The sequence below is a fragment of the Thermomonospora curvata DSM 43183 genome, from assembly GCF_000024385.1.
Lineage (GTDB): Bacteria > Actinomycetota > Actinomycetes > Streptosporangiales > Streptosporangiaceae > Thermomonospora > Thermomonospora curvata.
In genome coordinates this window covers 5,430,705-5,443,512 of the sequence record NC_013510.1, presented here as the reverse complement: position 1 = coordinate 5,443,512, position 12,808 = coordinate 5,430,705, and the positions used below count along the sequence as shown (strand labels likewise).

General features: G+C 72.1%; 9 protein-coding genes. 4 read left to right on the top strand and 5 right to left on the bottom strand.

Annotated features, from left to right (window positions below; genetic code table 11):
- Window positions 1–179 precede the first annotated feature (179 nt).
- From TCUR_RS23545 to TCUR_RS23535, 3 genes are all read left to right on the top strand, one after another.
- On the top strand, window positions 180–1,277 hold the full coding sequence (locus TCUR_RS23545) for a CapA family protein (RefSeq protein ID WP_012855100.1): 1,098 nt from the start codon (window positions 180–182) through the stop codon (window positions 1,275–1,277).
- A 104-nt stretch (window positions 1,278–1,381) separates the two neighbouring features.
- Window positions 1,382–2,464 (top strand): CapA family protein, encoded by a 1,083-nt coding sequence (locus TCUR_RS23540; RefSeq protein ID WP_012855099.1) that lies wholly within the window; start codon window positions 1,382–1,384, stop codon window positions 2,462–2,464.
- Between the two features lie 49 nt (window positions 2,465–2,513).
- A complete protein-coding gene (locus tag TCUR_RS23535; protein ID WP_012855098.1) occupies window positions 2,514–3,290 on the top strand; it encodes a MerR family transcriptional regulator in 777 nt (258 codons plus the stop codon).
- 15 nt (window positions 3,291–3,305) lie between these two features.
- On the opposite strand, the gene TCUR_RS23530 is transcribed toward TCUR_RS23535, so the two are convergent.
- The 5 genes from TCUR_RS23530 to TCUR_RS23510 form a co-directional block, all read right to left on the bottom strand.
- A complete protein-coding gene (locus tag TCUR_RS23530) occupies window positions 3,306–4,718 on the bottom strand; it encodes a hypothetical protein (protein WP_041440344.1) in 1,413 nt (470 codons plus the stop codon).
- Window positions 4,719–5,080: 362 nt separating this feature from the next.
- Window positions 5,081–6,508, bottom strand: a complete 1,428-nt coding sequence (locus TCUR_RS23525) for a CocE/NonD family hydrolase (RefSeq protein WP_245536930.1) — start codon at window positions 6,506–6,508, stop codon at window positions 5,081–5,083.
- A 291-nt stretch (window positions 6,509–6,799) separates the two neighbouring features.
- On the bottom strand, window positions 6,800–8,188 hold the full coding sequence (locus TCUR_RS23520) for a mannitol dehydrogenase family protein (protein ID WP_012855095.1): 1,389 nt from the start codon (window positions 8,186–8,188) through the stop codon (window positions 6,800–6,802).
- 19 nt (window positions 8,189–8,207) lie between these two features.
- Entirely contained in the window at window positions 8,208–9,014 is an 807-nt protein-coding gene (locus TCUR_RS23515) for an HAD family hydrolase (protein WP_012855094.1), read from the bottom strand.
- Window positions 9,015–9,042: 28 nt separating this feature from the next.
- Entirely contained in the window at window positions 9,043–11,466 is a 2,424-nt protein-coding gene (locus TCUR_RS23510) for a glycoside hydrolase family 65 protein (protein WP_012855093.1), read from the bottom strand.
- Window positions 11,467–11,812: 346 nt separating this feature from the next.
- Between TCUR_RS23510 and TCUR_RS23505 the strand changes: the two genes are divergently transcribed.
- Entirely contained in the window at window positions 11,813–12,715 is a 903-nt protein-coding gene (locus tag TCUR_RS23505; protein WP_012855092.1) for a DMT family transporter, read from the top strand.
- Window positions 12,716–12,808: the final 93 nt, after the last annotated feature.

Here is a 12,808-nt window from a genome sequence, read left to right as displayed (position 1 = left end):
TCCGTGACGCTCGTCAAGCCGCCGGGATTCGCCAACGAACCGCCGCTTAAGTCGAGTGTGCCCGGATTTGCCGGTTCGGCTCAAAGAGACCTCCCCGACAGACCCCCATGACCGGCGCGAACCGGGCCTCAGTGGGCGGCGTCCAACCACGCATACGGGGCGGCACGTGGAGGTGGCAGATGGGACGTCGGTCGCGGGTCGCGGCGGCGGGCGCGATGCTGTCGGCGATGGCGCTGGTCAGCGGGTGCGGGCCGCTGTCATCGGTGGTGGACGACGCCAACGGCTACGGCGCGCCGGGCGCCGGCCCGGTCACCGTGGCCTTCGGCGGGGACGTGCACTTCGAAGGCCAGATCCGCGCCCGGCTCGACAGCGACCCGGCCACCGCCCTGGGGCCCATCGCCGAGACGCTCCGCGCCGCCGACGTGGCCATGGTCAACCTGGAGACCGCCATCACCACCGGCGGCACCCCGGCCCCCAAGCAGTTCGTCTTCCGCGCCCCGCCCACCGCGTTCACCGCCCTCAAGGCCGCCGGGGTGGACGTGGCGACGATGGCCAACAACCACGGCATGGACTACGGCGAGACCGGTCTGCGCGACTCGCTGGCCGCCGCAAAGCAGGCCGGATTCCCGGTGGTGGGCATCGGCAACAACGCCGCCGAGGCCTACAAACCGTGGGAGACCGTGGTCCGCGGCACCCGGATCGGCGTCATCGGCGCCACCCAGGTGCTCGACGACCACCTGATCGAGGCGTGGACGGCCACCGACACCAAGCCCGGCCTGGCCTCCGCCAAGGACGCCCAGCGCCTGGTGCAGGAGGTGAAGGCGAACCGCCACCGCTACGACGTGCTGATCGTCAACGTGCACTGGGGCCGGGAGCTGGAGCAGTGCGCCACCGACGCGCAACGGCAACTGGCCGACCGGCTCGTGACGGCCGGGGCGGACGCGGTGGTCGGCGGCCACGCCCACGTGCTGCAGGCCGGCGGCTTCCTCAAGGGCAAGTACGTCCACTACGGGCTGGGCAACTTCGTCTTCTACAACTCCGGCCCCGTCACCGGGCAGACCGGGGTGCTGACCCTCACCTTCGACCCGCCCGCCGGCCGCCCGCGCCTGCAGGGCGCCAAGGTCACCAAGGCGGTGTGGACGCCGGCCTTCATCACCGGCGGCATCCCGCAGCCGCTGAGCGGGACCGAGGCCCAGCAGGCCATCGCCCGTTGGGAGGGGCTGCGGTCCTGCGCCGACGTCACCGCCTCCCCGTCCCCCGGCACCCCGGGGCCGTGAATCGCGTCTCGACGACCGGGCGCTTCGTAACCGTGGGTGCTTTCTCAAGCGTCCCGGTAGGTGTGGCTAGGCTGAGGCGACTTCAGACGCGGAGGTAGGGGCCTGTGCGAAGGACGAGCACCGTAGGGGCGCTACTGGCGGGGCTGGCGCTGCTGGCCGCCGCGTGCGGCGGGAACGGCGGCACCGAGGCCCGCGGCGAGGTCACCTCCCCGGCGGCCTCCGCACCGGCCGTGCGGCGCACCCCGACCGCCCCGGCCAAGGAGCCGATCATCCTGGCGTTCGGCGGGGACGTGCACTTCGAAGGACACCTGCGGGCCCGGCTGGCCAACCCCGGGACCGCGCTCGGCCCCATCGCCAGGACGCTGCGCGCCGCCGACTTCGCCATGGTCAACCTGGAGACCGCCATCACCACCGGCGGCACCCCCGCGCCCAACAAGCAGTTCGTCTTCCGCGCCCCGCCCTCGGCGCTCACCGCCCTCAAAGCGGCCGGGGTGGACGCCACCACCATCGCCAACAACCACGGCATGGACTTCATGGAGTCCGGCCTGCGCGACTCGCTGGCGGCCATCAGAAAGTCCCGCTTCCCCGTCCCGGGCGTCGGCAGGAACGCCGACGAGGCCTACCGGGCGTACCGGACGACCGTCAAGGGCAACAGGCTGGCGGTGGTCGCCGCCACGCAGGTGCTCGACGACCACCTGATCCCGGCCTGGACGGCCACCGACACCAAGGCCGGCCTGGCCTCCGCCAAGAACGTCGAGCGCATGGTGCAGGCGGTCGAGGACGCCCGCAAGGGCTCCGACATCGTGGTCGTCTACCTGCACTGGGGCGCGGAACTGCAGCCCTGCCCGCTGCCGAGGCAAAAGGAGCTGGCCGAAAAGCTCATCGCGGCCGGCGCCGACATCATCGTCGGCGGCCACGCCCACATCCCGCTGGGCGGCGGTTTCCTCAAGGGCAAGTACGTCCACTACGGGCTGGGCAACTTCGTCTTCTACTCGGCCAACGGGCAGACGGCCAACTCCGGTGTGCTGCTGCTGAAGGTCGAAGGCCGCCGGGTCACCAAGGCCGTCTGGAAGCCCGCCCGGATCGTCGGCGGCCTGCCCCGCCTGCTGACCGGCGCGGAGGCCAGGGCCGAGTACCGGCGCTGGGTGGGGCTGCGCGGCTGCACCGGTCTGTCGGCCCGGCCGTGAGATCCACCGGGCTGGACTCTCCCCCTGTGGGAGGGGTGAGGCTGGGAGGGTGAGCGACGAACTCCTGCCGATCGGACGCTTCGCCCGGCTGTGCCGGCTGAGCGTCAAGCAACTGCGCCACTACGACGCACTCGGCCTGCTGAAACCCGCCCGGGTCGATCCGGGCTCCGGCTACCGCTACTACCGGGCCTCCCAGGCCCGCGAGGCGATGGTGATCGGGCTGCTGCGCTCGCTGGATGTGCCGCTGCCGGTGATCGGCCGGGTGCTGGCCGGCGCGGACCTGGCCGGGACGCTGGGCGAGGTCCGCGACCGGATGGAGGCCGAGCTGGAGCGCCGCAGGCGCATGCTGGCGGCGCTGGAGCGGGTGCTGGCCGAAGGGCTGCCCCGCGTCGAGGTCACCGTGCTGCAGGAGCCGGCCCGTCACGTCCGGCTCGTCCGCGAGGTCGCCACCCCCGCCACCATCGCCGACAGCACCTCCCGCTGCGTGGCCCGCCTGCTGGGCGAACTGGACGGCGGCACCCCCTCCGGCCCGCTGATCGGCCTGTTCCCCCAGGACCTGGCGGAGGAGTTCACGGTGGCCGTGGCGGCCGAGGTGCCCGCCGAACGGGCCGACGAGGTGCTGCCGGGCGGTGTCTTCGCCGCCGCCGTGCACACCGGCCCCTATGAGCAGATCGACCTGACCGGGCACGGCCTGCTGGCCTGGTGCGGCGAGCACGGCCACGTCCCGGCCGGCCCGCTCCGGGAGGTCTATCTGAACAATCCCGCCGACACCCCGCCCGAAGGGCTGATGACCCGCCTGATGGTCCGCCTGGAAGACGCTGGGTGATCTCGACGGCGGGGCTCACTCCAGGCGGATGTGGTCGAGGGCGTGGCGGGCGAGGTTTTCCATTTCCGTCTCGGCCACAGGGACGGAAGAGCGTCCGGTGTACTTCACGTAGACGATGACGTTGGCGCGTCTGGCCCACAGCTCGACGTGGTTGATACCGCTGGGGAGGGGGGCGGATTTCGTGAGCGCTTCGTCGCCGAGGCCGGGGATCGATGTGGCGCCGTCGCCGCGGTACTTTCGCATCTCCTCAATCGCCCGCTCGGTGGCGCCGTCGTCGCCGATCCGGCTCACCAGCCTGTAGTGAAGTTCTGCGCCCCGGAACGGGGCACTGGGTCTGCTCCATCTGCATCTGTCCACGCCGGAACCCATCGAAGAGCTGTGGTCCGGCGTGGAACCGGGAACCAGCCGCCGCACCGCGGTCTGATCGGTGGCCATGCACGCGTCCGGAAGCGCGGTGGCCTCATGCCGGCTCGGCCACCACGGGTCCAGCCAGGGTTTCTCCGCCGTCACCGGGATCAGCACGCATGCCACGGAGATCGCGACGTACAGCAGCCGCAGCCGGGACGGCAGGGGATGGACGGGCACTTTCCGGCCGGCTGTGGCGATCAACGCTGCCAGGTCGGCCTCGAGTCGGCCGTTGCGGGCCGCCAGTCCTTCGCGGGGCGCCGCCAGCGCGATCCGGCCGCTTTCCTCGGACACGGCCACCACCAGGCGGCCGAAGGGAGTGGGCACCACCTCCAGATGCCTCACCCGGCTCCACGGCACCCGGCGGTCCCGGAACACCGTCCGGTTGCGCAGCCCCGCCCGGCCGGCCTCGGTACGGCCCAGCAGCAACAGCAGGAGCAGCCGCGTGTGATAGGCGACGCTCACCGCCCCCAGGGCGGAGATGCGGGAGTACGACGTGAAGAAGAAGACCATCACGGCCGCCGACAGCAGGAGTACCGGGATCACCCAGCACAGGGCCGACCGGGAGGGCCGGCCCGCGTACGGCTTCGCGGCGGCCTTTTCCCCGGCCGGAGCCGGCCGCGCCGGGACCGGCAGTCCGGCCAGCTCGCGCATGGTGGTGAGGAGCTCGTCCGGGTCCGGCTCTCCCAGGGCCGGTACGGGCGGCAGTTTCAGCACCAGCGGGGGCTTTCCCCTGCGGGTGACCGTCACCGCTCCCGACGGCCCGGGGTCGGTGATGCCGGTCACCTCGCTCCAGGGCGTGAAACTCTCCGGGCCGAAACCCCGGTGGCGGATGCCGTCCGCATCGATCACCAGCCGGTACCACAGGGTGCGCACCAGCAGGATCGCTCCGCCGATCGCCAGTGCGAGAGCGCAAAGGAGCCCGAAGACACCGCCGAGGCCTCTCCAAAGGAGCGGCACGGCCACCAGCACGGCGGCTCCCACCACTGCGGCCGGGGAGCGCTTGGCGGTCCGTTGCAGCAAGAAAGGCTTTTCCTGGCTTAGGGACGGCATGCACTTCCCTTATGAAGGGTGACCGGGGCGCCAGCAGCGTAGCGACGTGAATACGCCTTAACGAAAAGATTGGAGCATTCCAATTCGGGTGTGGCGATGGTCACCGCACCTCGCCCCCGACAGTGGTGTTCCGGAAATCCGGATGGCCATGTTTTTGCGGGTCACAATGGCGCCGCCGGTCAGGGGGCCAGGAAGACCTCCAAGCCGTGCGGGCAGGGGACGCGCGGAGAGGCGGACGCAAGCGCGCTCAGATGACGGCTTCTCCGCGCCGCCGTCCATGGCCGGGTCGCGCCGCCCGCACACCGTCGCCGCGACCCGGCCCGGCCCGGGTGTCAGCGGGCGGTGACCTTCCCGGGGTGGACGCGGGGAAGGGTGATGGAGGTCTTGGAGATCGTCACGGTGCCGAGGGCGCGCTGCCGGTAGAACAGGGCGGTGTTGGGGATGATCTGCAGCGCGATCCGGCTGCCGGGGGTGAACTTCCAGGCGATGGCCTCCAGCTCGCGCGTCACGGTGCGGGTGCGGCCGTCCAGCACGATGGGGATGGGCGTGGCCTGGTTGCCCAGCACCTTGCCGGTGGCCAGGTCGACGAGCTGGGCGTAGACGAACGTCTTGGCGTGGTTGGCCCGGCCCTTGTAGGTGAAGGTCAGGCGGGGCGAGCCCACCGACATGCCGGTGAAGCTCCGCAGCCGGAAGGTCAGGCCGTTCTTGGCCTTGCCGGCGGCCGTGCGCTCCCCGGACTTGTTGAAGTCGTTGATGAGCAGCTTGCGGGCGCGCGGCGCGGTGGTCTTGACCGGCTTGCGGGCGGGCAGCGGGTAGGAGCCGCCCCGGAACGTGCCGTGCTGGTCGATGTACTCGAAAGCGGGGCCGGTGGAGACCGAGCGGTCGCGCTTGAGGTGCCGGTCGAACCACTGCACCGTGAGCCGCTCAAGGTACCCCCGGGGACCGGTGGCGGTGGTGCATTCGCCGTGCCCGCCGCAGTACCAGACCATCTTGACCGGGGCGCCGCCGGCCTTCAGCAGCCGGTGGTTGGCGATGGCCTGCCGCAGCGGGAACAGGGTGTCGATGGTGCCCTGGATCAGCAGCGTCGGGATGCGGACCTTCTTGACCTGCGCGGTCAGGTCGCGGGCGGCGAACCACCGCTGCACGTCGGCGGGGATCCGGCCGGAGGCCAGCCCGGCGGCGCAGCCCTGCGACAGCTTCGGGGCGACCCGGTTGCCCTGGGCGTGCCCGGACAGGCACAGCAGGCCCGCCCACCCGGACCGGAACGCCTCTTCCGGGTACAGCGACCGGGTGACGGAGTTCCAGGTGAAGCCGGGGACGATCGCGTCCACCCGGCGGTCCACCCCGGCGGTCACCAGCTGGATGCCGCCGCCGTAGCTGCTGCCGGCCATGCCCAGCCGCGGGTCGCCGGGCCGGTCCAGCAGCGCCTCCGGCTGCCGGGCGATCCAGTTGATCAGCGCCACCGAGTCGCGTCCCTCGATGCGGTGGTGGTTGAGGTTGGCCCGGCCGCCCGAGCCGAAGCCCCGCGCGTTCCAGGTCACCACGTTGTAGCCGGCCTTGCGCAGCAGCCCGACCTGCCCGGCGTCGGGGTCGGTCTCGCCCCGCCCGCCCCAGCCGTGCCCGACCATGATCGTCGGTGCCCGGTGGCCGGGGCGCAGCCCGGCGGCGGGGAAGAAGTTGGTGACCAGCCGGACGCCGTCGAAAGAGCGGACCCGCACCGTCCGCACCCCGTCGGCGGCGTGCGCCGCGGGCACCTGCACGACCAGGGGGATTGCAACGAGCGAAGCCGCAACGGCCGCGGAAACACAGCGGGGCATCGAACGCTCCTCCGGGGGGTGGGAGAAACCCGGTCAACGCTCCCTTACAGAGATCATCGCGACCATAAAAGGGGAACGCGGCCGTCGGCAATACCGCGTTCCCCGTCAATCCCCCGGCCCGATGGCCGGCAAGCCTTTCCCGGCACCCCGTTCCCGCAGGTCAGAGCGGTTTCGGTGCGGCCGGTGACGGCGCGGAAAAAGACTCCCGCCCGCGGCCGCGTGCCGCGAAAAGGCTCACCGGACGCCGATGTTGGAGAACCGTTCGGCCTCGGAGGTCACCGCGGCCGCCAGGTCGTCGTCGGCGCCGAGCCGCGGGTCGAGGGCGTCCAGGACGCGCCGCACGGCCACCGGCAGCGGGCCGGTCGCCAGCATGATCAGCTCATCGGCGCGCACGTCGTCCACCTGGCCCCCGCATCCGCGCAGGTGGCACACCCACGCCCCCAGCAGCCGCGCGGCGGCCTCGGGCATGTTCTTGGCCGAGCGTTCGGCGCGCAGCACCGGCAGGATCCGGACCGGCAGCTTCTGCGAGCCGTCGGTGGAGATCTGGGCCAGGGTGTGGTGGATCCGCGGGTTGGCCAGCCGCTCGGCCAGCGCCTTGCGGTAGGCCATCACCTCCTCGACGGGCTGCGTCAGGTGCGCCGAGGCCTCGTCCCACCACTGCTCCACCCACTCCCGGCAGTCGTCGTCGGCGAACGCCTCGGCGACGGTGGTGCGGCCCAAGATCGCCCCGGCGTAGGCCAGCAGCGAGTGGGCGCCGTTGAGCAGCCACAGCTTGCGCTGCTCGAACGGGGTGATGTCGTCGGCCGGCGTGGCGCCGGCGTCCTCCCAGCGGGGCCGTCCGGCGGGGAAGTCCCCGCAGAGCACCCACTCGCAGAACGGCTCGGCGACGACGGGGGCCTCATCGTCGCGGCCGGTGGCCTCCGCCACGGTGAGCAGGTCGGACGGGGCGGTGCGCGGGGTGATCCGGTCGGCCGCGGTGGTGACGGCCGAGACGTTGTCCTCCAGCCAGCCGGCCAGGCCGGGATCGACCAGCTCCGCCATGTCGCGCACCACTTCGACGGCGATCTCGCCGTTGCGGGCCAGGTCGTCGCAGGAGACCAGGGCCAGCGGCCCGGCGTCGGCCCGGCACCGGGCGGCCAGCCCGGCCAGTAGCCGCGCCGGGGCGGTCCGCACCGGCGCGTCCGGCCTCTCCCGCAGCGCCGCCGCGTCCGCCCGGACCTGCGGCCGGTCGCGGTCCAGGCCGCCGCCCGGCCGGCGCAGATACCCGGCCTCGGTGATGGTGACGGTGACCACGGCGGTCTGCGGTGAGCCGAGCAGGCGCAGCCACTCCTCGTGGGCGGTGCCCGGGTACGCCTGCGCCAGGCTGCCGATCACCTCGAAACGGTCCCCCTCGGCGGCCCGCGTGACCAGCGTGTACAGGCCCTCCTGGGCGGTGAGCCGCGCGGGCAGGGCGCGGTCGCGTCCGCTGAAGGCGGCATGCCCCCACTCTTCGGCGTCCGGGGCGTGCTCGGTGTACCAGCACTGGTGGGAGCGGTGGAAGTTCCCCAGCCCCAGATGCACCACGCGGACCGGGGGCGCGGCCCGTCCCGCTCCCGCGCTTCTGGTCATTTCCCTGCGCTTCATCCGTGACCACCTTCGCCGGTCATGCGCCCACCGTGGCCGCCGGGCGCCTCGCCAGGCGGTGCTCGGCCAGGCCCGCCACGTCCACCTCGTCCAGGGAGGTGACCAGCAGGTCCGGGCCGGCGCCGGCCAGCAGCTCCGCGTCGTCGGCGCGGGAGACCGCCAGCGCGGCCATCCCCCCGGCCTTGGCGGCCTGCACCCCGCTGACCGCGTCCTCCACCACGAAGCAGTCGGCGGGCGGGACCGACAGCTCGGCGGCGGCGTTCAGGAAGATCTCCGGGTGGGGTTTGCCGTGGGCCAGGTCCCGTCCCGACAGGTCGGCGTCGAAGAAGTCCAGCAGCGTCAGGCCCGGCCGGATGAAGTCATACGACAGGCCCTCCCGCCGGGCGAAGGAATCCAGGCGGATCCGCCGCAGGAACAGCCCGGCGTTCTTGGAGGAGGAGGCCGCCGCCAGCGAAAGACCGGCGCCGCGGACGGCCAGCACGAACCGCAGCGCATCCGGGTAGGCGGTGAAACGCCCCTCTTCGATCAGGCGGATCACCATCTGCTGCTTGCGCGCCGCGTAGGTCTCCACCCGCTTGTCGGCGTCGGGGACCTGGAAGTACTCCAGCCCCGCCAGCGCCCCGCTCATCCGGGGCTTGCCGGACATGACCCGCTGGTAGACCTCCGGGGTGAAGGCCTGCGGGGACCAGCGGGTCCGCGGGCGGATGTCGGCCCACTCGCCCTCCATCAGCTCCCGCAGCGACTCCCGCCAGGCCTGCTCGTGCGGCGAATCGACCAGGACGCCGTCGACGTCGAAGATCGCTCCTCGGAATCCCTTGGTGGGCATGGTGGCTCCCTTCCCCGCTGCCCGCCGGTCACCGCCGCACCGGGGCCGCCTGCGCGGGCAGCGGGAACACGCAGGTCTCGCCCGGTCCCAGCGTGCGGACGTCGTCGCCGACCCCTACCCGCAGCGGGCCGCGGAACCCCTCGGCCTGGGCGAGGACCTTCAGCTCGCCGTCCTCCAGGTGCACCCGCAGCGAGGTGCCCCGAAAGCGCATCGAGAACGCCGCGCCCTCCAGCCGGTCCAGCAGCCGCGGGTTCAGCCGCAGCACGTCCCCGGTGACGTCGGTGCCCAGGAAGCCGCGCTGCAGCAGGTCCAGCGTCCCGGACATGACGCCCATGTGGATGCCTTCCTTGGTGGTGCCGCCCTGGACGTCGCCGACGTCGCTTTCCAGCGCCACCATGAAGCGCTCCCAGGCGCTCTGCGGGTCCAGCGGGGCCAGCACCCCGGCGTAGGTGACGAAGCTGAGCGTCGAGCCGTGGGAGGTGCGCCGGTCGTAGTAGTCGATGGTGCGCCGCGCCAGGTCGGCGTCGTAGCCGTAGCCGAGCCGCTCGAACAGCTCCCGCAGCTCGTCATCGCCGAACAGGAAGAACAGCATGACCGCGTCGGCCTGCTTGGAGACCTTGTAGCGGTTGGGATCCTCGCCTTCGGCCTTGAGGATCCGGTCCATCCGCTGGATGTTGCCGTACTTGGTGCGGTAGTGGTCCCAGTCCAGCTCTTCCAGGTCGGCGTAACCTTCGAACTGGCTGATGACGCCGTCGTGGAAGGGGATGTACATGCGGCGGCTCATGTCCTCCCACAGGCGCAGCTCCTCGTCGGTGACGTTCAGCCGGTCCCGCAGCCAGGCGGCCCGTCCGGCGGGCAGCAGGTCGAGCACCTGCGGGATGGTCGCGGTGATCCAGGCCACCATGGCGTTGGTGTAGGCGTTGTTGCGCAGGCCCGGCTCGGGCGCCCCCGGGTACTTTTCGTGGAACTCGTCCGGGCCCATCACCCCGTGGATCTCATAGCGTTCCCGCCGCGGGTTGTAGTGGGCGATGGACGCCCAGAAACGCGCGATCTCCAGCATCAGCTCGGCGCCGTAGTCCCGCAGGAACTCCAGGTCGGCGGTGGCCTGGTAGTAGCGCCAGACGTTGTAGAAGATCGCGGCGTTGACGTGGCGCTGGTTGCGGCTCAGGTCCGGGTCCCATTTGCCCGACAGCGGGTTGAGGTGGACGCTCTGGGTCTCCTCGGTGCCGTCGCTGCCGCTCTGCCAGGGGAACATGGCGCCCTGGTAGCCGGCCTCGGCCGCGGCCGCCCGCGCCTCGGTCAGCCGCCGGTACCGGTACAGCAGCAGCGCCCGGGTGATCTCCGGCAGGCGCAGGTTCAAAAACGGGTAGACGTACAGCTCGTCCCAGAACACATGCCCCCGGTAGGCCTCGCCGTTGAGGCCGCGGGCGGGCACCCCGGCGTCGTGGCGGGCGGTGTGCCGGGAGCAGACCTGCAGGACGTGGGCGATGTGCAACCGCAGCAGCAGCTGGGCGCGCTCCTCGCGGGGCAGGCGGACGTCGCAGCCGTCCCACAGTTCCGTCCAGGCCGCCTCGTGCTCGGCCAGCGCCTCGGCGAAGTCCGGGTAGCGCAGCACGTGCCGCCCGGCGGCGGCCAGCGGCTCGGTGATCGCGTTGTCGTGCGAGGTGAACAGCGAGACCATCTTCTCCACCCGCACCGGACGGCCCTGCTCGACGTCGAAGGCCAGGATCTGCTGGATGTAGTCCTGCATCTGGTGCAGGCTCCGCTCCACGTCGGCGGGCCGCCGATCGCCGTCTGGGAACACCCGGGTGCGCGCGGCCTCGGCGATGTAAAGGTGCGACTGGCGGGTCTGGACCTCCAGTGCGATGGTCTCCGGGCCGAACGTCCGCGGCGAGACCGGGTCCAGGTGGCGGCCCTCCAGCTCCCGGTAGCGGGCGACGATGTGGTTGGTCATCCGCCCGTCCAGCGCGGTGACGATCTCGACCCGGCCCGACCAGTTCTCCGGGACGATGGTCCACTCGATCCCGGCCTGGTGACTGTGGGCCATGCTGACGAACCGGCGGCTGCGCAGGGTCGTCTCGCGTCCGGCCCGGTCGAGGAAGCGCATCTCGCGCCGCACCATCGCCAGCCGGATGTCGTAGACGTGCTTGTAGTCCAGCAGGTCGATCTCGTCGAACCCGACGGCCGGCCCGTCTTCGATGCGCAGCTTGAGCACCAGCCAGTTGGGCAGGTTGACCAGGTCTTCGTTCAGCACCGGACGCCCGTCGAAGATCGTGGTCTCCCGGTTGTAGCCGCCGTGGGCGTAGGTGCCCGGGTAGTGCGAGGGGCCGGGGTCCTCCCACTCGGCGGTGCCCCGCGTGCAGAAGTAGCCGTTCCCGGTCGAGGTCAGCGCCTCCCGCAGCAGCTCGGCCTCCGGGTCGAAGTAGTCGTAGGCGAGTTCGAAACCCTGCATGGCGCGCCGCCCCCCGAGCGCGGCCCCGCACCCCGGCGCCGGCGATGCCCGCCGCCTCGCGCGGGCGGCCGGCTTCGCCCCGGTGGGGCCTTGGTGTCGTCGAAACCGGATACGTCCCTTTCGTGAGGGTGCTTCCCTGCTCGGGCGGACACATGCGGGCCGATCGGCTCTCCGAGGGGCCGGATTCGTCCTTGTTCGGCCGTCTGCCTTAGCGTTCTTGGCCGGACGAGTGAGAACGCGCTTTTCAAAGGGAGGCATCGGTGGGAACGGCGACGACGGACCCGGACGCCGCGGGGAACCGGACGCGGCACGACATCGCGTCCTGCACCCGGCCGGGCGGGCGGGCATGAGCGCGCGGGGCTGGGTGCTGTTCGCCCTGATGAGCGTGATCTGGGGCGTCCCCTACCTGATGATCAAGGTGGCGGTGGAAGGGGTGTCCGTCCCGGTCCTGGTGTTCGCGCGGACCGCGCTGGGCGCGCTGGTGCTGCTGCCGCTGGCGCTGCGCGGCGGCGCCCGGGGAGGGCTGCGGCGCCGCCACTGGCCGCCGCTGGCGGCCTTCGCGGTGATCGAGATGGTCATCCCCTGGGGGCTGCTGTCGGACGCCGAACGGCACCTGACCAGCTCGATGACCGGCCTGCTGATCGCCGCCTCCCCGGTCGTCGCGGCGGTGCTGACCTACCTGATCGACGACACCGAGCGCTTCACCCTCACCCGCTGGACGGGACTGGCGGTGGGCCTGGCCGGGGTGGCGGTGCTGGCCTGGCCGGAGCTGCGCGGCGGCGCCCTGTGGCCGATCACCGAGGTGCTGCTGGTCGCCGCCTGCTACGCCATCGCCCCGGTGGTGGCGCTGCGGCGGCTGCAGGACGTCTCGTCCCTGCACATGACCGCCGCCTGCCTGACGTTGGCCGCCCTGTGCTACACGCCCCCGGCGATCCTGACCTGGCCGGACGCCCTCCCCTCCGGACGTGTCCTGGCCGCCCTGGCCGGGCTGGGCCTGATCTGCACCGCCCTGGCGTTCATCGTCTACTTCGCCTTGATCCGCGAGGTCGGCGCCGCCCGGGCACTGGTCTTCACTTACCTGAACCCGGCCGTCGCCGTGGCCGCGGGCGTGCTGCTGCTGGACGAACCCCTCACCGTCACCATCCTCATCGGGTTCGCCCTGATCCTCGGCGGCTCGATCATGGCCACCCGCCGCACCGCCGAGGAGCACGCCCCCGCGGCCTCCGAACCCGCCCGAGCCGGGAGCTGACTTTCGGCATGCCTTCTTCAGCGCGCCGCTCCCGCAGGTCACATGCGGGAGCGGCGCAGTCAGGCACGGCGCCGTGACCTGCACCGTCGTGGC

Bases quoted from the DNA above. Each gene is read 5' to 3' on its own strand.
- TCUR_RS23545 (WP_012855100.1), top strand. From the start codon at position 180: ATGGGACGTCGGTCGCGGGTCGCGGCGGCGGGCGCGATGCTGTCGGCG.
- TCUR_RS23520 (WP_012855095.1), bottom strand. From the start codon at position 8,188: ATGAAGCGCAGGGAAATGACCAGAAGCGCGGGAGCGGGACGGGCCGCG.
- TCUR_RS23515 (WP_012855094.1), bottom strand. From the start codon at position 9,014: ATGCCCACCAAGGGATTCCGAGGAGCGATCTTCGACGTCGACGGCGTC.
- TCUR_RS23510 (WP_012855093.1), bottom strand. From the start codon at position 11,466: ATGCAGGGTTTCGAACTCGCCTACGACTACTTCGACCCGGAGGCCGAG.
- TCUR_RS23505 (WP_012855092.1), top strand. From the start codon at position 11,813: ATGAGCGCGCGGGGCTGGGTGCTGTTCGCCCTGATGAGCGTGATCTGG.